Origin of the sequence: Kribbella pratensis, from assembly GCF_004365355.1 — a bacterium.
GTDB lineage: Bacteria > Actinomycetota > Actinomycetes > Propionibacteriales > Kribbellaceae > Kribbella.
This window is the reverse complement of sequence record NZ_SODP01000003.1, coordinates 103,658-122,837: the sequence shown is the minus strand read 5'-3', so window position 1 is coordinate 122,837 and position 19,180 is coordinate 103,658. Positions and strand designations below refer to the sequence as shown.

19 protein-coding genes and 1 tRNA gene are annotated in these 19,180 nt (G+C 68.1%); 7 read left to right on the top strand and 13 right to left on the bottom strand.

Annotated features, from left to right (window positions below):
- Positions 1–139: 139 nt before the first annotated feature.
- Both secE and EV653_RS28255 read right to left on the bottom strand, forming a co-directional pair.
- Complete coding sequence (gene secE / locus EV653_RS28260; protein ID WP_134107100.1) at positions 140–382, bottom strand: preprotein translocase subunit SecE; 243 nt, start codon at positions 380–382, stop codon at positions 140–142.
- Between the two features lie 55 nt (positions 383–437).
- Positions 438–510 (bottom strand) — tRNA-Trp (locus tag EV653_RS28255).
- A 268-nt stretch (positions 511–778) separates the two neighbouring features.
- Here EV653_RS28255 and EV653_RS28250 point away from each other — a divergent pair.
- From EV653_RS28250 to EV653_RS28235, 4 genes are all read left to right on the top strand, one after another.
- Positions 779–1,972: a pyridoxal phosphate-dependent aminotransferase gene (locus EV653_RS28250; RefSeq protein ID WP_134107098.1), complete on the top strand. Its 1,194-nt coding sequence runs from the start codon at positions 779–781 to the stop codon at positions 1,970–1,972.
- A gap of 80 nt (positions 1,973–2,052) precedes the next feature.
- Positions 2,053–3,087, top strand: a complete 1,035-nt coding sequence (locus EV653_RS28245) for an adenosine deaminase (protein ID WP_134107096.1) — start codon at positions 2,053–2,055, stop codon at positions 3,085–3,087.
- Positions 3,054–3,656 (top strand): histidine phosphatase family protein, encoded by a 603-nt coding sequence (locus tag EV653_RS28240; protein WP_134107094.1) that lies wholly within the window; start codon positions 3,054–3,056, stop codon positions 3,654–3,656. Before EV653_RS28245 ends, EV653_RS28240 begins: the two co-directional genes overlap by 34 nt.
- Positions 3,657–3,719: 63 nt before the next feature.
- Positions 3,720–5,090, top strand: coding sequence for a TrpB-like pyridoxal phosphate-dependent enzyme (locus tag EV653_RS28235; protein ID WP_134107092.1), 1,371 nt, complete (start codon positions 3,720–3,722; stop codon positions 5,088–5,090).
- Here EV653_RS28235 and EV653_RS28230 read toward each other — a convergent pair.
- Entirely contained in the window at positions 5,087–5,590 is a 504-nt protein-coding gene (locus EV653_RS28230; protein WP_134107090.1) for a hypothetical protein, read from the bottom strand. The genes EV653_RS28235 and EV653_RS28230 overlap by 4 nt on opposite strands.
- A 278-nt stretch (positions 5,591–5,868) precedes the next feature.
- Between EV653_RS28230 and EV653_RS28225 the strand changes: the two genes are divergently transcribed.
- The 3 genes from EV653_RS28225 to EV653_RS28215 are packed head-to-tail and all read left to right on the top strand — an operon-like array spanning position 5,869 to position 8,467.
- Positions 5,869–7,179, top strand: coding sequence for a hypothetical protein (locus EV653_RS28225; RefSeq protein WP_238160416.1), 1,311 nt, complete (start codon positions 5,869–5,871; stop codon positions 7,177–7,179).
- A complete protein-coding gene (locus tag EV653_RS28220; RefSeq protein WP_134107088.1) occupies positions 7,176–7,820 on the top strand; it encodes a 2'-5' RNA ligase family protein in 645 nt (214 codons plus the stop codon). Before EV653_RS28225 ends, EV653_RS28220 begins: the two co-directional genes overlap by 4 nt.
- Positions 7,817–8,467 carry a hypothetical protein gene (locus EV653_RS28215; protein WP_134107086.1) on the top strand — a complete coding sequence of 217 codons (651 nt, stop codon included), beginning with the start codon at positions 7,817–7,819 and terminating at the stop codon, positions 8,465–8,467. The genes EV653_RS28220 and EV653_RS28215 overlap by 4 nt, the downstream gene beginning before the upstream one ends.
- Here EV653_RS28215 and EV653_RS28210 read toward each other — a convergent pair.
- From EV653_RS28210 to EV653_RS28165, 10 genes are all read right to left on the bottom strand, one after another.
- A complete protein-coding gene (locus tag EV653_RS28210; RefSeq protein ID WP_134107084.1) occupies positions 8,461–10,680 on the bottom strand; it encodes an FAD-dependent oxidoreductase in 2,220 nt (739 codons plus the stop codon). The two genes, EV653_RS28215 and EV653_RS28210, sit on opposite strands and share 7 nt — an antisense overlap.
- Positions 10,681–10,691: 11 nt before the next feature.
- Positions 10,692–11,603: a MurR/RpiR family transcriptional regulator gene (locus tag EV653_RS28205; RefSeq protein WP_134107082.1), complete on the bottom strand. Its 912-nt coding sequence runs from the start codon at positions 11,601–11,603 to the stop codon at positions 10,692–10,694.
- A 51-nt stretch (positions 11,604–11,654) separates the two neighbouring features.
- Positions 11,655–13,031, bottom strand: coding sequence for a hypothetical protein (locus tag EV653_RS28200; RefSeq protein WP_134107080.1), 1,377 nt, complete (start codon positions 13,029–13,031; stop codon positions 11,655–11,657).
- Complete coding sequence (locus EV653_RS28195) at positions 13,028–13,843, bottom strand: carbohydrate ABC transporter permease (RefSeq protein ID WP_134107078.1); 816 nt, start codon at positions 13,841–13,843, stop codon at positions 13,028–13,030. Before EV653_RS28195 ends, EV653_RS28200 begins: the two co-directional genes overlap by 4 nt.
- Positions 13,836–14,765, bottom strand: coding sequence for a carbohydrate ABC transporter permease (locus tag EV653_RS28190; protein ID WP_134107076.1), 930 nt, complete (start codon positions 14,763–14,765; stop codon positions 13,836–13,838). The genes EV653_RS28195 and EV653_RS28190 overlap by 8 nt, the downstream gene beginning before the upstream one ends.
- Positions 14,765–16,024 carry an ABC transporter substrate-binding protein gene (locus EV653_RS28185; RefSeq protein WP_238160410.1) on the bottom strand — a complete coding sequence of 420 codons (1,260 nt, stop codon included), beginning with the start codon at positions 16,022–16,024 and terminating at the stop codon, positions 14,765–14,767. The genes EV653_RS28190 and EV653_RS28185 overlap by 1 nt, the downstream gene beginning before the upstream one ends.
- A 214-nt stretch (positions 16,025–16,238) precedes the next feature.
- A complete protein-coding gene (locus EV653_RS28180) occupies positions 16,239–17,090 on the bottom strand; it encodes a type IV toxin-antitoxin system AbiEi family antitoxin domain-containing protein (protein WP_134107074.1) in 852 nt (283 codons plus the stop codon).
- 141 nt (positions 17,091–17,231) lie between these two features.
- Positions 17,232–18,257 carry a UDP-N-acetylmuramate dehydrogenase gene (locus tag EV653_RS28175; protein WP_238160406.1) on the bottom strand — a complete coding sequence of 342 codons (1,026 nt, stop codon included), beginning with the start codon at positions 18,255–18,257 and terminating at the stop codon, positions 17,232–17,234.
- Entirely contained in the window at positions 18,254–18,658 is a 405-nt protein-coding gene (locus EV653_RS28170; RefSeq protein ID WP_134107072.1) for a MaoC/PaaZ C-terminal domain-containing protein, read from the bottom strand. The genes EV653_RS28175 and EV653_RS28170 overlap by 4 nt, the downstream gene beginning before the upstream one ends.
- Positions 18,652–19,074, bottom strand: a complete 423-nt coding sequence (locus tag EV653_RS28165; protein ID WP_134107070.1) for an FAS1-like dehydratase domain-containing protein — start codon at positions 19,072–19,074, stop codon at positions 18,652–18,654. Before EV653_RS28165 ends, EV653_RS28170 begins: the two co-directional genes overlap by 7 nt.
- Between the last annotated feature and the right edge of the window lie 106 nt (positions 19,075–19,180).

Below are 19,180 nucleotides of genomic sequence, written 5' to 3'. Positions count from 1 at the left end.
ACGTCGAACTCGTCCTCGAGCTCGAGGACCTCGTCGTCGCGATCGGACACGTCGTACTCCGTCATCTGTGGATCGGGGGTGGTCTGGCTTGGGGTCGGGCGCGGGCCCGGGACCTGCGGCGAAGGGCGGGTGGCCGACCTCAGCCGAAGATCTTGAACATCGCCCAGCCGAAGGCGAGGTCGAGGACCGAGACGATCGCGATGACGAACACCACGAAGGTCAGCACGACCACGAAGTAGGTGGAGAGCTGCTTGCGCGTCGGCCAGACGACCTTGCGGAGCTCGGCGACCACCTCGCGGTAGAAGCGCACCAGTCCACGGCGCTGCTTGCCTTCCGCAGGCTTGCCGGCGCCGGACGGTGCCGGGGTGCGCGTCTCCGTCACGACCTACCTCTTTCGCTAGCGGCGGCCTGACCGGCCCTGCGCCGGTCAGGATTTGCAGGGCACGAGGGACTTGAACCCCCAACCTTCGGTTTTGGAGACCGATGCTCTGCCAGTTGAGCTAGTGCCCTCTGCAATCCATCTGGACGCCGCGTCGGACCTGATCTCAGGCATGCCGGATCAGGGCCACCAACGCCCGGACTAGAAGAGTGTACGGGGTCTGAGCCACCTGGTCGAACTGAGGCTCCACCCGAACGACCCCTTACCCGGGCGCCGCACCGCGGTCAGAACCATACAGCCTCTACCGGTCCTCAACGGACCACACCCCTGGCGTGTTCCCGGGACCGCGGGGTGAAACCCGCGCGCACCGCCGGACCGCCTGGTGCCAGGATGGAAGCCATGGGTTCCAGGATCTCGGCGCGGATCGGCGCCATCAGTGAATCGGCGACACTGGCGGTCGACGCCAAGGCGAAGGCACTCAAGGCAGCCGGACGCCCGGTCATCGGGTTCGGTGCGGGCGAGCCGGACTTCCCGACGCCGGACTACATCGTGGAAGCAGCGGTCGCGGCGGCACGGGATCCGAAGAACCACCGGTACAGTCCGGCCGGCGGCCTGCCGGAGCTGAAGCAGGCGATCGCGGTCAAGACCAAGCGGGACTCCGGCTACGAGATCGAGGCGGCCCAGGTCCTGGTCACGAACGGCGGCAAGCACGCGGTCTACAACGCGTTCGCGACGCTGCTCGACCCGGGCGACGAGGTGCTGCTGCCGGCGCCGTACTGGACGACGTACCCGGAGACCATCCGGCTGGCCGGCGGCGTGCCGGTCGAGGTGTTCGCGGACGAGTCGCAGAACTACTCCGTCACGGTCGAGCAGCTCGAGGCGGCCCGGACCCCGCGGACCAAGGCGCTGCTGATCTGCTCGCCCTCGAACCCGACCGGCGCCGTCGACAGCCCGGAGACCGTCGAGGCGATCGGCCGCTGGGCGCTCGAGCACGACCTCTGGGTGATCACCGACGAGATCTACGAGCATCTGACGTACGGCGATGCACGGTCGACGTCGATCCCGGTCGTCGTACCCGAGCTGGCCGACAAGACCGTCGTACTGAACGGGGTCGCCAAGACGTACGCGATGACCGGCTGGCGGGTCGGCTGGATGATCGGCCCGAAGGACGTGATCAAGGCCGCGACCAACCTGCAGTCGCACCAGACCTCGAACGTCTGCAACGTCGCCCAGCGGGCCGCGCTCGCCGCGGTCTCCGGCGACCTGAGCGCGGTCGACGAGATGAAGAAGGCGTTCGATCGCCGCCGCCGGACCATGGTCCGGATGCTCAACGAGATCCCCGGCGTCGAGTGCCCGGAGCCGACCGGCGCGTTCTACGCGTACCCGTCGGTCAAGGGGGTGCTCGGGAAGGAGATCAACGGACGGACGGCTTCGACCTCGGCGGAGCTGGCCGACCTGATCCTGGACGAGGTCGAGGTGGCGGTCGTGCCGGGTGAGGCGTTCGGTGCGCGGGGGTATCTGCGGCTGTCCTACGCGCTCGGCGACGACGACCTGGCCGAAGGGCTGAGCCGGATCGCCAAGCTGCTCGGCTGACCACGATCGCCTGCGGGATTCAGCGCCGGATTTCGGCGGTGGATTTCGTCGGGCGGGTAGGGCCTCGGTAACCTTCGGTAATGACGCAGCGGGATCTGCGGGTGCTGCCGAAAACACACCTGCATCTGCACTTCTCCGGGTCGATGCGGCATCTGACGCTGGTCGAGCTGGCGGACAAGCACGGCGTCCGGCTGCCGGACGCACTGCGGACGGACTGGCCGCCGGAGCTGTCGGCGGCGGACGAGCGCGGCTGGTTCCGGTTCCAGCGGTTGTACGACATCGCCCGTTCCGTGCTGCGGACGGAGGACGACGTACGTCGTCTGGTCCGCGAAGCAGCCGAGGACGACCGCGCCGACGGATCCCGCTGGCTGGAAATCCAGGTCGACCCGTCCGGGTACGCGAACCGGTTCCACGGGATCACGGAGTTCACCGACCTGGTGCTCGACGCCGCGCGCGATGCGTCGGAGTCGACAGGTATCTCGGTCCAGGTGATCATCGCCGCCAACCGCACCCGTCATCCGCTGGATGCACGGACGCTGGCCCGGTTGGCATCGCAGTACGTCGGTCGCGGGGTGGTCGGGTTCGGCCTGTCCAACGACGAGCGCCGCGGCACGACGTCGGAGTTCGCCCCGGCCTTCCGCATCGCCCACCACGCGGGGCTTCTCGCCGCACCCCACGGCGGCGAACTGTGCGGTCCGGCCACGGTGCGCACCTGCCTCGACGAGTTGGGCGCCGGCCGCATCGGCCACGGCGTACGCGTCGTCGAGGACCCTGACCTCCTGAAGCGCGTGGTCGACGCCCAGATCGCTCTCGAGGTCTGCCCCGCCTCCAACGTCTCGCTCGGCGTCTACCGCCGCCCCGAAGACGTCCCCCTCCGCGACCTCTACGAGGCCGGCGCCCGCATCGCCCTCGGCGCCGACGACCCGCTGCTCTTCGGCTCCCGCCTCGCCGAACAGTACGAAACCGCCCGCACCGTCCACAACTTCACCGACAACGAGCTGGCCGACCTGGCACGCGGCTCTGTCCTGGCCGCCACCGCGCCACCCGAGGTCAAGAAGTCCCTCCTCGCCGAGATCGACCAATGGCTCGGGACCCCGGCCGCCGTCCCGGCCTGACTGTCTACCTGGCCCGCCACGGCCAGACCGAATGGAACGTCGCCGGCCGCCGCCAAGGCCGTCTGGACTCGCCGCTCACGGACCTCGGCCTGCGCCAGGCCGCACGGAACGGTGAACTGTTGTCGACGGAGCGCATCGACGCCGTCTTCGCGAGCCCACTCGGCCGTGCCCGCCGAACCGCCTCGATCATCGGCGCCGCGCTCGGGCTGACCGTCGAGGTGCTCGAGGATCTGGCCGAGATCGATCACGGATCGTGGGCGGGGCTCACCTCGGCCGAGATCGATGCCGGCTGGCCGGGTCAGCGAGCCGAGCGGGAGCGGGACAAGTACGGCTTCCGTTTCCCGCAGGGCGAGAGGTACGCGGACGGCGACGTCCGCGCAGGTCGTGTGCTTGCGGAGGTCGGGCGAGCCGGCGTACGGCGGCCGTTGCTGGTGTCGCACGAGATGATCGGGCGGGTGCTTCTGCGGCAACTCGGCGTACCGGATGCGCTCGTAACGCGGCAGCCGTCCGACGTGGTCTACCGCGTGCAGACCGACGGCACGGTCGAACGGTTGAGCAGTGCAAATTAAGTGCTGGGAGAGTTCCGGTTCGGGTCGTTGCCTGGGGGTGGGGGCGGGCCTAGTTTTGCTGGCATGACGCCGACGAAGATCCTGCTGCCAGAAGACGAGATGCCCACGCGGTGGTACAACGTGCTGCACGATCTGCCGACGCCTCCGCCGCCGGTGTTGCATCCGGGGACGGGGCAACCGATCGGGCCGGATGATCTGGCGCCGCTGTTCCCGATGGACCTGATCATGCAAGAGGTTTCCCAGGAGCAGTACGTCGATATCCCGGGCGAAGTGCTCGACGTCTACCGGCTGTGGCGACCCAGCCCGCTGTACCGCGCGCATCGGCTGGAGAAGGCGCTCGATACACCGGCACGCATCTACTACAAGTACGAAGGCGTCTCGCCCGCGGGATCACACAAGCCCAACACCGCCGTCCCACAGGCGTACTACAACGCGAAGTCCGGCGTCCGGAAGCTGACAACCGAGACGGGCGCAGGCCAGTGGGGGACGGCGTTGGCCTTCGCCTGCGCGCAGTACGACCTGGAGTGCGAGGTCTGGCAGGTGCGGGCGTCGTACGACCAGAAGCCGTACCGGCGGACGATGATGCAGGTCTTCGGCGCGACCGTGCACCCGAGCCCGTCAGACCTGACCGAGGCCGGGCGGAAGATCCTTGCCGAGCACCCCGACTCCACCGGTTCACTCGGGATCGCGATCAGCGAGGCGGTCGAGGCCGCGGTCCAGGATCCGGAGGTGCATTACGCCCTCGGCTCCGTGCTGAACCACGTTCTGCTGCACCAGACGATCATCGGCGAGGAAGCGTTGATCCAGCTCGCGATGGTTGGCGAGACCCCCGATCTGCTCGTCGGCTGCACCGGCGGCGGGTCGAACTTCGGCGGCCTGGCGTTCCCGTTCCTGCGCGAGAAGTGGGCCGGCCGGATGTCACCGGTCGTCCGCGCGGTCGAGCCTGCGGCCTGCCCGTCGCTGACGCAAGGCACGTACGCGTACGACTTCGGCGACACCCTCGGCATGACACCGCTGATGAAGATGCACACGCTGGGCCACGACTTCATCCCCGACCCGATCCACGCCGGCGGCCTGCGGTACCACGGGATGAGCCCGCTGATCAGCCACCTGTACGAGTCCGGCGAGATCGAGGCCGTCGCCAAACCGCAGTCCGAGTGCTTCGCCGCGGGTATCCAGTTCGCCCGCACCGAAGGCATCGTCCCGGCCCCCGAGCCCACTCACGCCCTGGCCGCCGCCATCGAGGAAGCCCAACGCTGCAAGGAGTCCGGCGAGGAGAAGGTCATCCTCACCGCCCTCTGCGGCCACGGCCACCTGGACCTGGCGGCGTACGACGCCTACCTCTCCGGCACCATGACCGACCGCAGCTGGGACGACGCCGAGATTCAATCAGCAGTCGCCGACGCCCTGACCCGTCTGCCTGCCCTTGGCTAGCGCCCGCCGCGTTTCCACCAGGGCTTCGGGCGCTTGGCGACCGCGGTGAGCCAGTCCGGCGGGATGGCCCAACCGCGCGAACTCAGCGCTTCGAAGTAGTCGGTCTTCAGGCTGTCCGGCAGCCAGTACGTCGCTCTGCGCTGCCCGGACGCCTCGAAGTACGTCGTCCGCCGGCGTCGGCTCCACACCGTTGCCTGGCTCGAGCTGTACGCGAGCCGCACGTAGTCCCAGCGTGCCTGCTCGTCGTCCATGTCGAACTCGCGCTCGGGCACCCGCGACGTACCGCGGACTTCCTGATCGATCTCGTCGATCAGCTTCTGCACGACGGCGCGGTCGTCGGTCATCTCCTCCGGCAACCGCAGTCCGACCGGATCCAGCACGACCGCACCCAATCGCGGCCGAGCCACCTCGAGAAACACCTCGAGCAGAGCGAACCCCTCCTCGGGCCGCTCGAACTGCTCCAGCTCGGCACGCAAGGTAGTAACGGCTTCTTCGACCACCCGACAACCCTACGGGCTGCCGGTCCCGAATGGAGGGGCTGCCCCTATCTGCCCCGGGTTGCCCCGCGATGCCCCACCGTGATCACGCTCAGCAAGCGCGAAGGAGCGGCGCCACCGGCTTCGATGCCCTGATTTACGGCCGCGAACCGGTCCGCGATTGCGGCCAAAACCCTTTCCCAGCAGTGTTTTCGGGGCAGCTCGGGGCATCGCGGGGCAGATCATCCACAAGGCCCGATTTCGTGGTCGCAGAGGGTGTTCGGCGTCTTACAGTTACCGCCATGTCAGAGCCCAACGAGATGTTGCGCGGCGCGCGAGAACGCACCCCGTCGCGCCGCGCGCCGGGCGAACACATGTCCCGGGCCGAGCTCGCCGACGCGATCTGTGCCTGGCTCTGGGACACGACCGAGATCAAGTACGAGCTCGACGGTCACTACATCGCCAAGCTGGAACGCGGCGCCGTCCGCTGGCCCGGCGCCGCCTACCGTTCCGGCCTGCGCCATGTCCTCGATGTTGCCTCCGACAACGAACTCGGGTTCTACCCGCCGTCCGGCGTCGCCGTCGCCGAGCCGGAGCCGACGCCGCCGTCGATGGTCGGCCACGACGACGACCTGATCCACGCGAGTGACGAGTCCATCGCGCTGCTGTCGTTCGCCGAGGAGTCCAACGTCGGCGAGCTCACCGTCGAGCAACTGCAGGCAGACATCGAGCGCATCGCGCAGTCCTACCTCCGGACGCCGACCAGACCGCTGTTCGCCAAGAGCCGCGCGATCCGCGACCGCGCCTTCGCACTCCTCGCCGGCAACCAATCCCCACGCCAATCCCGCGACCTGTACTCCGCGGCCGGCTGGGCGATCACCATGCTCGCCTGGATGTCCGTCGACCTCGGCCGCCCCGACATCGCCGAGAGCCACACCCGCACGGCCTGGGCCTGCGCCGAAGCCGCGGACCACGACGTACTGCGCGGCTGGATCCGCGCCACCCAACACACTGCCGCCTTCTGGCAGGAGGACTTCACCCGCGCCGCGTCGTACGCCGAGGACGGACTGCGGTACTCCGCCGGCACCGCACGACTGTTGCTGGCCAGCGCGGCATCGGTCGACCACGCCCGCGCCGGCCAACCCGACAAAGCCCGCGACATGCTCGACCTGGCCCAACAGCTGTCCGTGCGCCAGGCCGACTCCGAGCCCGGCGGCCTCCTGCTCTGCACGCCGGAACGCGCCGAGGCACTGTGGGCGGATACCTATCTCGCCTTCGGCCGGCCGGAGCACACGTCGAATCACGCCGACCACAGCGTCGCGATGTTCGAGGCAGCGCCGTACACGCTGCGGAACCCAGGATCGGAACGCATGGCCCGCCTGCAGCAGGCGAAAGCGCGGCTGCTCCTCGGCCAGCTCGACGGTGCGATCGAGGCCGTCGAGCCGGTGCTGGACCTTCAGCTGGAGTACCGCGTCCGTCCGCTGATTCATCGCCTCGCGGAGGTCGCGGCGCTCACCTCGCCGTACGCCCGCACGCCGAAGGCGCGGATGCTCCGCGCACGCATCGCCGAGTTCACCCAGCTCCCGGCACGGAGGAAAGAGGACCAGACATGATCAAGGACGTCCGCGATCACTGGTACTGGCGCCCCAACTGGCGGCCCGGGCGATCGTTCTACACCTGGCATGTTGTCTTTCCCGAAGACTCCGTGGTGACCGAGGTACACGCGGCGTACCAGCAGCTGGTCGACTCGCTGCCCGGGATCACACCGGTGCCGGCGCGGTGGCTGCATCTCACGGTGCAAGGAGTCGGGTTCACGGACAAGGTGCCGCGGCCGGATCTCGACCTGATCGTCGAGGCCACGCGTCGGCGGCTCGAGCACTTCCGGCCGTTCGAGATCAAGGTCGGCTCGCCCGTCGTCGATGTCGAGAGCCTGCAACTCCCGGTCGAGCCGGTCGACCGGATGCGCCGCCTCCGCGCTCAGCTGCGCGCCGCGATCACCGACGTGTGGGGCCGCGACTCCGTGCCCGCGCTGCCCGAGCTCGATCCGCACATCTCCCTGGGCTACTGGAACCAGGTCGCCCCGGCCGAGCCGCTCGAGAAGCGTGTGAAGGCACTCGGCGGCGGTGTCGCCACGACCGAGCTGACCGACGTCACGCTGATCGAGCTCAACCGCGACCGCAACCAGTACGAGTGGACCACGTACGCGACCGTGCCGCTGGGCATCCAAGTGCCACGTGACGGGACCGGCGGATGAACGCCACCGCAACCGGCCCGTACGCCGGAGACGCGGCGGCACGCGTCATCCGAGCCCTCCTGGACTTCCGCAGCCTGTGGACAACCCACGACCTGGTCACCACCAGCGGCGTGCCGGCCCCATCAGTGCGCCGCATCATCGACGCCCTCGACCAAGAAGACCTGGTCGAACGCCGAGCCCCAGGAGTAGTCACCGTCCCCAGCTGGCTCGCCCTACTCCGCCGCTGGAACGAGGACTTCCGCTTCACCCAGACCACCCACCTCACCTACTGGCGCACCAAACCCGGCGCCCCACCCCTCCTGGACCGAATCCCCACCACCCCGATCCGCCACGCCGTCACTGGCACCGCTGCAGCCCACCACTGGTCCCCAGAAACCCCCACCGGCCGCACAGTCATCTACACCCCAGACGCCCAAGCAGCCGCAACCATCTGGGAGCTGGTACCAACCAAGACGAGGTCGATCGTCCTGGCCGAGCCGATGTCCGATGTCGTCTTCACCCGCTCCCGCAAAACCTCCACCGGCCTCCGCCTCGCCGCACCTGCCCAGGTCCTGGCCGACCTCCTCACAGGCGCAACGATCCCCCGCCGCGCAGCCGACCCACTCACCCAATGGATGCAGGAAAACGAACTCGAATGGCGCTACTGACCGTAGGCGCGGATGGAGACGACGTGGGCTCTTGGGGCGCCGTTGGTCGCGTGAGTGGTTAGGCGGAGGTGGGTGGCCTGGATGGGCGTGTGCAGGTGATGGCGTTGGGTGCGGTGGTGGTTGGCGGTGACGGTGGCGATGGGGTGCCAGGGGGCGTCGGTGCCGTTGCGGGATTCGAGGGTGTAGTCGGAGAGGAGGGTGGGGAGGGACTCGAAGGGAGTGCGGTGGTGGTGGAGGTTGATGAGGTCTTCCTGGACGTCGGCGTCGAGGATGACGACGACCTCCGAGAGCTCGACCGGCTCGGGCCAGGTGAGTTCCAGCCAGGGATTCGGGTCCCACGCGAGGTCTTCGGAGGACCAGAGGTTGGGCCCGCCGTACGGGCGCGAGTAGCCGCCAATCACCTTCGAGGGTGAGTACGCCGCGGTCTCGCCGAGGCGGATGCACAACCCGCCGCGGGGCAGGATGTGCTTCCAGGCACGGAACTGTTCGGTCCACTGCTCGTCAGGCCCCGGCTCACGATGGGTGAAATGCACCGTGCCCGGCAGCGCGGTCGACGCTGTGTGGACCGAGATGTCCGGCGTCTTCCGCAGTACGACGAAGGCGTTGGCCGGAGCGGACGGATGCCACGACAGCGGCACCTGGACCCAGCGCTTCTCACCAGCGGGTACGTCGATCGTGCAGGAGTCGACCAGAGCGGCCGGCAGGTAGTTCTGCGGCTTGACCGGGTCATGCAGCTCCACGGTCAACGACCCACCGGCGGAGTCGACGAGCAGCTCGAAACCGTCCAACGCCGGGTCAACCGGGATGACCATGCCAAGATCGTCGGTCAGCGGCAGAGTCCCGGACGAAACCTCGACCACCGGGCGGGTCAAACTCGACGACGCGCTCACCGAAGCGGACAGCGCAAGGTTCGCCGGATCGTCGTCAACCACGCCGAGGACCGACGAGTCGGCGCGCGTCAGTGCGTGCTTCACCAGCTCGAAACGCGAGCGCGCCAGCTCCCGCGGCGGCAACCCGTTGCGCAGGGCCACAGAAGCGCCGACCCCGGCCGCCTCACCGAGCAGCGCACACGTCGCCATCACTCGCGTCGTACCGAACGCTACGTGACTCGCACTGATGTTGCGCCCGGCCATCCACAGGTTGCGTACGTTCCGCGAATACAAAGACCGCAGCGGGATGTGGTAGTTCCCGTCCGGATGCCAATGCTTCGACCCGCGCTCGGCCGCATAGACCCCACCCGGCGGGTGCAGGTCGATCGACCAACCACCGAACGCAACGCGGTCCTCGAACGGAGTCTGCGAGAGTACGTCGTGCTGCGTCAGCACGTGATCGCCGAGGAACCGCCGGTACTCGCGCTTCCCCGGCACCGACCCGATCCACTCCAGCGTCAGGTTGTCCGCATCGAACCGCCCGGAGTTCTTGATGTAGTCCCAGATCCCGTAAACCACAGCCTGCAACTCGTCCCGGATCGCCTCGTTGTCGTCGACGACGTCGAGCGAGCCGCCCCACTCGATCCACCAGAACGCGCACCCGTTCATGTCGGTGCGGATCACCCGGCGTTCCGGGATCGCGGTCTCGGTCACGTCCCGAGCGAACGACGGCGGCACGAACCGCACCGGCTCCCCCGCGTCCTTGGTGTAGAAGAGGATCGTGCTGCCGAGCGTGTTCGAGTCCGGCACGAGCGGCGCCCACGACTCGTCGTACTCCGATCGCGGCTCGCGCCCGGTGCGGAACTCCGCGCCGGCGAGCAGCCCCACCAGCCCGTCACCCGAGCAGTCGACGTACGCCGGACTGACGAACCGGATCTCCTTCTCCGACCCCATCTGCCACCCGGTCACCGAGCGGATCTCGCCGTCCGCGGCGTCGACCGAACGCACGTCGGTGTTCAGGTAGAGCGTGATCAGCGGCTCGGCGCGGACCGCTTCCAGCAGCACGAGATCCCAGTAGTAGGGGTTCCCCAGCGGGTTCTGGTACTGGTTCTCGAGGAACAGCTCACCCATGATGCCGGTCTCGCGGGCGAAACTCTGGACACCGTGCGCGGTCGCCCCGCACACCCACACCCGCACCTCGCTGGACGAGTTGCCGCCGAGCACCGGCCGGTTCTGCACCAGCGCCACGCTGCTCCCCTGCCGCGCGGCGCCGATCGCCGCACAGATCCCGGCGAGCCCGCCGCCGACGACGGTCAGATCGGTCTGGATCTCGAGCTGCTGCATTCAGAAACCTTTCACGTATCAGGATTGACGAAGGTGTCGGGATGGAGATCGGCGTCCGGACGTACGACGGGCTGCCCCGGCCCGTTCGGGTGATTGGCGGTGAGGTGATCGGGCACCCGCTGCGCGACCAGCACGAACAACAGGCCGGCCGTGAGTACGTCGCTCGCACGGCCGGCGAAGAACTCGGTCCAGTTGGCGCCGTTCGGCGTACCGGTGTCGAGCGTGACGTCGGCCAGCTGCGCGATCGGCGAGCCGACCATCCCGGTGATCGCGACCGTCAGCGCACCCTCGTCGTGCGCCCGGCGGACGAACTCCAGCGTTGTCGGGTCCGTCCCGGAGCGGGTGACGGTCAGCGCCACGTCTCCCGAGCCGAGCAGACCGGCGCCGATCTGCGAGGACTGCGGTCCGTCGAAGAACCACACCGGGATCCCGATCCGCAGCAACCGGATGTAGAGCTCCCGGGCCGGGACCGCGTCACCCCACTCGCCATAGATATGCGTACGTCGTGCGCCCGCGATGGCATCCGCGACCCGGGTCGCCGCGGCGAGGTCGATGGCGGCGAGCGCGTTGCGCAGCGCATTCGCCTGGGTCGACGCGAGCACGTTCAGCACCTGCTCGGGCGGATCGGCCGGACCGATCGCCATCCCGATGTCGCTCGCCCACCCGGCTTCCAGCCCGCGGCCGACCTCCATCGCGAGCGCGGCCCGCAGCGCGGGATACCCGGCGTACCCGAGGTGGGTCGACAGCCGCGTCACCGTCGCGGCCGAGGTCTGCGCGGCCTCGGCCAGCTTGGTGATGGATCCGCGCGCGACCTCGTCCGGGTTCGCCAGGATGTGCTCGGCGACCCGCTGCATCGCACCGTTCAGCTCGGGCAGGGCCCGCCTGACCAGCTGCAACGGGCTCGCGGTACCAGCTCTGTCCATGTGAAATCCCTTCCCCACCCACCGCCCCGGTCGTCTGCCATCCAGCGATCATCACGTATAGACGAACTGGGCACTGGCCACACCGTCGGTGTCGCTCACCACCCGCACCCAGTGCGCACTGAACCCGGGCGGGAAGACGTGCGTACGAATCTGTCCGGGCTCGACCGTCAACTCCGCGGCCGCACCGAACCGCCCGTGTCCGTGGAAGTCGATCTCGACGGTGAACGTCAAGGCAGTGTCCGAGAAGTTCTCCAGATGCAGACACTTCCCGTCGAAGCCGGTCATCAGATAAGGATCGGACGGCACCCCGGCCTCGACCGGCGTCTCCCACCACGGTCCACCCCAGCCGGCGGGCTTCCCGAAGCTCCACAGGTCGTCGGTCTTCCCGAACCACAACCCCGACTGCGGCTCCGCGGTAGTCGGGTTCAACCCGTGACTCGGCGACGCGTTGTCCGCGCCGGCGACCAGCATCCCGCGCCAGGAGCAGAAGTCGCCGAGCACCCACAAGTGCGTCGAGATCGGCCGCACGCCCCAGATCCGCCCGCCGTACGCCCACGGCGACAGCTCGTAGAACATGCCGTGATGGTCGAGCAGCAGACGCTCATGCTCGACCTCCCGGATCCGCGGCCATTCGGTCTGCCACTTGTGGTCGAAACAGTGCGACGCCTTCGGCAGCCGGTACCGCGTCCACTGCTGATCGGCCTCGGTGAAGACCTCGAGGATCGCCGACGCCCGGTCCCATCCGGTCGCGAAGATCGTCCCGCCGAATTCGTGTCGCCCGCCGATCGCGGTGAACGGATCCTCCCGCAGTACCTTCCAGGTCCGACCGTCGTACTCCGCCAGCCGTCCCCGCGACCGTACGCCGGCCCACTCGGGTTCGGCGTACTCGTTGGAGCACACGACAAGCCGACCGAACGACGTGTAGCAGTCCTTGTAATGCACCTTCATCTCGCCGTCGGTGCCGAGCTCGTCGTTGAGGTCGAAGAGCTGTGTGCACTCGTACGTCGTGAGGTCGAGCTCGAGCAGCTCGCCCTCCATCGCCAGCACATAGACATGCGTGTCGGGCTTGGTCAGGTGCCGCGACGTACCGCAGACACGCAACGGCTGGAGCTCGGGAATGGTGACGATCTTGTGGTCGGCAGAGATCACATGCGGGCCGAGCACGAGCTTGGACGTCGGGAAGTGCACGAATCGGTTGGTGTACGTGCCGTCCACCCCGAGCGTCTCCGCGACGATCTCCATCGAGAAGTCGGCGTCGATCCGGCGGAGGCTGACGCCGGCACCGGAGGGAGCCTTGTGGGAGTTGTAGTTCTGGACATAGAGCTTCCCGTTCCACGGCATCAGCGATCCGACGCCGAGCTCGCTGCGCGGCGGGCCGAAGTCGCCGACCTGGGCGAGATGCGGGAAGACACCTGAGACGTTGTTCATTTGATCCCTGTGTGAGTCATGGCGGCGATGAACCGGCGTTGCAGGACGACGAACACGATCAGCACCGGCACGATCGAGATCACCGAGGCGGCCATCGTCAGGCCGGGCGCGATCTGTCCCTGTTCGTCGACGAAGTTGGTCAGGCTGAGCGGGAGCGTGTAGCGGTCCGGGTTGCTGATCAGCACCAGCGGCGTCTCGTAGTCGTTCCACGACCAGACGAACGCGAGGATGCCGAGCGCGCTCATCACCGGCGTTGCCAACGGCAAGTAGATCCGGGTGAACACCCGCCACTCGTTCGCGCCGTCCATCCTGGCTGCTTCGGCGAACTCGGCCGGCTGGCTGATGAAGAACTGCCGCATCAGGAACGTGCCCAGGACCGTGAACATGCCGGGCAGGATCAGCGCCCACAACGTGTCGTACAGCCCGAGCTTCTGGAAGTAGATGAACCGCGGCACGAGCAGCAACTGCGCCGGGATGATCGCCGTCGCGAGATAGAGCAGGAACAACTTGTCGCGGCCCTTGAACGACATCCGCGCGAAGGCGTAGCCGGCCATCGTCGCGGTGATCAGCTCGCCCGCGACCCGCAGTACCGCAACGAAGATCGAACGGCCGAACGCCGGGAGCACCGAGGTCGCTCCGGTCAGCACCGTGGTGAAGTTGTCCCACTGGAACGGGTTCGGGATCCACTGCATCGGGATCTTGTACGCGTCCACGTCCGGCTTCAGCGCGGTCGAGATCATCCACGCGAACGGCGCGAGGAATGCCAGCGCCAGGATCCACAGCGGGATCCCCCACCACCATTTCTTACTCATTGAGGGCCCTTCCTCGCTGCGCTCGCCAGGTCAACAGCGTCAGGACGAGTACGCCGACGAACGTCACCAGGCCGATCGCGGACGCATAGCCGAATCGGTAGAACTGGAAGCCTGTTTGGTACATGTAGTACGAGATCGTCGTGGTCGAGTCGCCGGGACCGCCGGCGGTGATCAGCGCGATCAGACCGAAGCCCTGCGACGCTCCGATGATCAGCGTGACCAGCAGGAAGATCGTTGTCGGTAGCAACGACGGCCAGGTGATCACACGGAACTTCGCCCACGCGGACGCGCCGTCGATGTCGGCCGCTTCGTACAGCTGCCGGGGCGCGTCCTGCAGCGCGGACAGGTAGATCAGCGAGCAGTACCCGACGCCGCCCCAGATCGCCATCACGATCAGCGCGGGCAGCGCCCAGTGCGACGAGGCGAACCAGCCCGGTCGGATGCCGAAGGCATCGAGGACCTGGTTGACCAGGCCGGCCTTCGGGTTCATCAGCATCAACCAGGTCATGCCGATCGCGACCACGTTGACGATGTAGGGCAGGAAGAAGATCGCCCGCAGTACGGCGCGTCCCGGCAGCGGGCGGTTGAGCGCGATGCCGAGGGCGAGTCCGAGTACGACGGTCAGCGGGACCGACACCACGACGTACACCAGCGTCAGGCCGATCGCGTGCCAGAAGCCGGGGTCGCGCGCGATCGCGACGAAGTTGTCGATGCCGTTGAAGGTGATGCCGCCGAGACCGGACACCAGGTTCCAGTCGGTGAAGGCAAGGACAACTACGCTGATCAGCGGGATCAGGGTGAACGCGATCACGCCGAGCAGGTTCGGCGCGATGAACAGGAACCCGATCCAGCCGCGCGGCTTGATCCCCGGCGCCTTCTCGGTCCGGACCGCCGAGGCGGTGGCGACTGCGGCGGTAGCCATCAGGGCCTCCTCTCGTTACGGGCGATCGCGGCGTCGGCGAGCCGCCGTACCTCACGGATCGCGACGCCCGGGTCCTTCTCGCCCAGCCAGCACAGGTCGCGCTGCTGCTTCACGGCGAGGGTGATCTCGGGGAACCCGGTCAGCCGGGTATCGGTTGCGAGCTTGGGATCCGCCTCGAGTACGACCCGGCGGAACGAGTCCATGTCGAAGTACTTGTCCGGCTCCTTGCCGAGCATGCCGGTGATCACCTGGTCGTCGGTGACGCCGCCGAGCGCGGGGAGTTTGCCGCCCTTGAGCATCGGCGTCGCGCCCTCGGTCAGCCAGAACTTCACGAACGCCCAGGCCGCCTCGAACTTCGGCGACTTCGGGTTGATCATGATGAAGTTGCTGAACGAGCCGCCGTTCCAGTCCTTGCCGTCGACGGTCGGCGACGGGGCGAACGCGACCTTGAAGTCGTGCGGGTACTTCTTCGCGTCGTACAGGTAGCGCAGGTTGAACGGCGCGGTCGACCAGAGATGGAACTCCTCGGTCAGGAACGAGTTCTGCTGGTACGCGTCGAGGTGCCGGGCGAGCACCTCCGTCCACGGGAACGCCGTACCGTCGGCGATCATCTCGCGGCCGACCCGGAACCCCTGCTCGAAGTGCGGGTCGCCGAAGTTGCTGCGGTTGCCGTCGTACCAGTAGTTGGGGCCGAGGGCGATCCGGGCGATGTCCGGAACCGTGTAGGCGCCGACGGTCTTGTCCGTGGTCAGCCGCTTCGCCGTACTGCGGAACTCGTCGATCGTCCACGCCTGCGGGAGCTCCACGCCGGCCTGCTGCCTGAGCTTCTCGTTGAACAGCACGAAGAACGGCTCCCGGGCGGTGGCGAGCGCCTTCACCTTGCCGTTGTCGATGTACGACCGCGGCTGCTCGGTGTCGAGGAACACCTTCAGGTCCGGGTCAGCGGTCACCCGGTCGGTCAGGTCCGCCGCGAGTCCGGACCCGGCCCTGAGCGCCATCGCACCCTGCGAGTAGGTGAAGTACACGTCGATGTCGACGCCACCCTGCAGCGCGGTATCGAGCTTGAGGTTGCCGCGATCGTCGTTGACGAACCGCGTGTAGTTCACCGGGTACTGCGGAAACTTCTCCTGAAAGGCCTTCACCACATCCCCCGGCCCGGACGCGGCCGGCACCCCACCCCACACCTGCAAAGCCCCGGACCGCCCGCCGCCGCCGCTCCCACATCCCGGCACCACCGCGGCCGCCAGCCCCGCACCCATCCCCGCGAGAACCTCCCGCCGAGAAAATCTTTTGCGCCTCACACTCCACCTCCCACCAGATTCTGCAAAAGATTAGCGACAGCGGCGGTGAGAGGGAAGACCAGCTGCAAAAGTTTTTCGTAGCCGCTAACGACAGGAGGTATCGGCTCCGAGACGCGGCCGTGGCTCTTCCCGCCTCCGTAGCGATCGGCGGAGACGGGGACACCTCCTGTCGTTAGCGATCCCGGAGCGCACGACGGACGCTCTCGACCACCCAGGTCGGATCGCCGATCACCTGCTGGTAAGTGAACCGAAGCACCAGCCAGCCGGCGGTGACCAGATCGTCGTACCGCCGGCAGTCCGCGGCGAACGACGCCGGAGATCCGTGGAACTCGTATCCCTCGGCCTCCAGGGCGATCTGGGCCGGCCGATGACCGAGATCCACCCGAGCCCGGATGCCGCCCGTGTCCACCAAGACCTGCGGCTCGAACCCGTCGATCCCCGCGTCGATCAGAAGGCTCCGGAGCATCGACTCCAAGATGCTCTCCGAGAGCCAGGTCGCGTGGGCTGCGACGAGCGCGGCGTTAGGGCAGCCCGGTCCGCGCATGGTCGTGACGGCCGCCTCGAGCTCGTCCTTCGTCAGTTTGCCGCTAGCCAGCGCGGCGTCGGCCACCGCGAGCGCTTCGCCGAACGGCAGGACCCGAGAGCAGTCGAGCACCGTTCGCAGGAGAGACGTCAGCCGCGCGGAGCGCTCGGCCGCGGAAACCGCCGCCCAGTGCAACTCCGCCGGCCGCCCGGGCCGAGGTCTACGGTTCGCGGGAACGGTGACGTGTGGCTTCTCCGGCCGTACGAGGACCGGCAGTCCCCAGGCGACAGCAGCGCTGGTGTACGAGACGACGCCGTCGTAGGCATACGCGGCCAGCACGTCGGGGCCGAGAGCCGGCAGTCCATAGATCCCACGGGCGAGCCGCTCGACCTCACCGCGCTGGACCGCCGCCTTCAAGGCCCCGAACGACACGACACCGGTCAGCTCGGCGGCCGTCGCGCAGCCGCCGAGCCGAGCCAGAATCTCGACGACGGAGGTCACCCATCGATCGTCCCGGATTCGGCGTGATCGCGGCCGGCGTTGTCCACAGGGTCGCTAACGACAGGAGGTATCCAGCTGGCCGAGCGACGCCACGCTCAGGCGACGACCCGGGCCGCCCATGGCGGGCGACACCTCCTGTCCTTACAGCGAGCAGTTCACCAGGACTGGTTCGTTGACCAGGGTGATGTCGAAGGCTTGCTGGACCTGGGAGCGGACGTGGGTGGCCAGGGTCAGGAGTTCTTTGGTGGTGGCGTTGCCGCGGTTGGTGAGGGCAAGGGTGTGTTTGGTGGAGACTGCGGCTGCGCCCATGGTGAAGCCCTTGGAGACGCCGGCGTGTTCGATCAGCCAGGCCGCGCTGGTTTTGACCCGGCCGTCGGGTTGGGGCCATTGGGGGGCGCCGGCGGGGACCTCGGCGGGGGTGTCGAGGATCGGGTTGGTGAAGAAGGAGCCGGCGCTCCAGGTGTCGTGGTCGGCGGGGTCCAGGACCATGCCCTTGCTGCGACGCAGGCCGAGGACGGCCTCGCGCACCTCGGTCATCGGCGCGCGGGAGCCCGGTTCCACGTCCAGGACCCGGGCCAGCTCGGCGTACCCGACCTCCGCGGACAGGTCGCCCAGCGTCAACTGGAAGGTGACTTCGAGGACGACGTACCGCGAGGGATCCGCCTTGAAGCGGGAGTTGCGGTAGCTGAATCCACAGTCGGCGGCGAAGATCGTCTCGACCCGCCCGAGAACCCGGTCCCACACCCGCACGGACGCGATCGTCTCGGCAACCTCGTGACCGTAAGCGCCGACGTTCTGCACCGGTGTCGAGCCGGTCAGACCGGGGATGCCCGACATCGACTCGAGGCCGCTCCACTCCTCGGCGATCGCGCGTTGTACGACGCCGTCCCAGTCCTCGCCGGCAGCGATGTGCACCATCGCCCCGGAGCACATGTCCGCGTCCACCCGGATCCCCGAGGTCGCGATCTTGATGACGGTCCCACGGAACCCGTCGTCACCGATCACCACATTGCTGCCGCCCGAGAGCAGCAGCACCGGCTCGCCGGCGGCGTCCGCGTCGCGGACCGCGGTGATCAGGTCGTCCTCGGTGCTGACCTCGACGAACTTGTCGGCCGGCCCGCCGATCCGCAGCGTGGTGTAGTCGGCCAGCGACACATGCGTTCTCACTGGACGCGCACGACCGCCCTGGCCCGGCCGAGTACCTTCTCCTCGCCGGCAACTGCGGTGATGTCGATCTCGGCGCGGCCGTCGGTGACCTTGTCGACCTTGGCAGAGAACGTCACATTCACACCCTTGTCGTCATCCGGTACGACGACGGGCTTCGTGAACCGAACCCCGTACTCCAGCAGATCGGCCGGATCGGAGATCCAGTCCGTGACGACGCGTGCCGCGGACGCCATCGTGAGCATGCCGTGTGCGATCACGCCGGGCAGCCCGAGCGCGCCGGCCATCCGGTCGCTCCAGTGGATCGGGTTGAAGTCGCCGCTCGCACCGGCGTACCGGACCAGGTCCTCGCGCCGGAATGTCACGGTGAGCGGCGGGAGCTCGGTGCCCACCTCGATCACGATTCACCCCGGTTGTGCGAGATCGTCGACGTCGACGTGGCGATCGGGTCGCCGTCGACGGTGGTCAGGGCGGTCTCGTACATGATCACCTCGACGTCACCGGCCTTGCGCACAGTGGTGATGGTGGCGGTCGCGGCGATGTCGTCGCCGGCCTTGATCGGGCGGGTGTAGCTGAACTTCTGCGCGCCGTGGACGATCCGGTCCAGCCGCAGGCCGAGCTCCTCGTCGTTCAGCAACTGCTCCAGCGCGCGGCTGCCGAGCATGAACGCGAAGGTCGGCGGTGCGACCGCGTCATCACCGATGTACGCCGGGTTGGGGTCGCCGATCGCGTCGGCGAACTCGCGAATCTTCTCCCGGCCGACCTGGTAGGACTCGGCGGCCGTGTAGCTCCGGCCGACCATCGTGGCGTCGATCGTCATATCCGCTAACCCTACTGGCAGACTGTCGGAGCGCGCCTGGCGGTCCCACGCCGGGCGCACTCGTCCTGGGTTGCCGCCGCCCACGATCCGACTGGGGAAGGTTGAC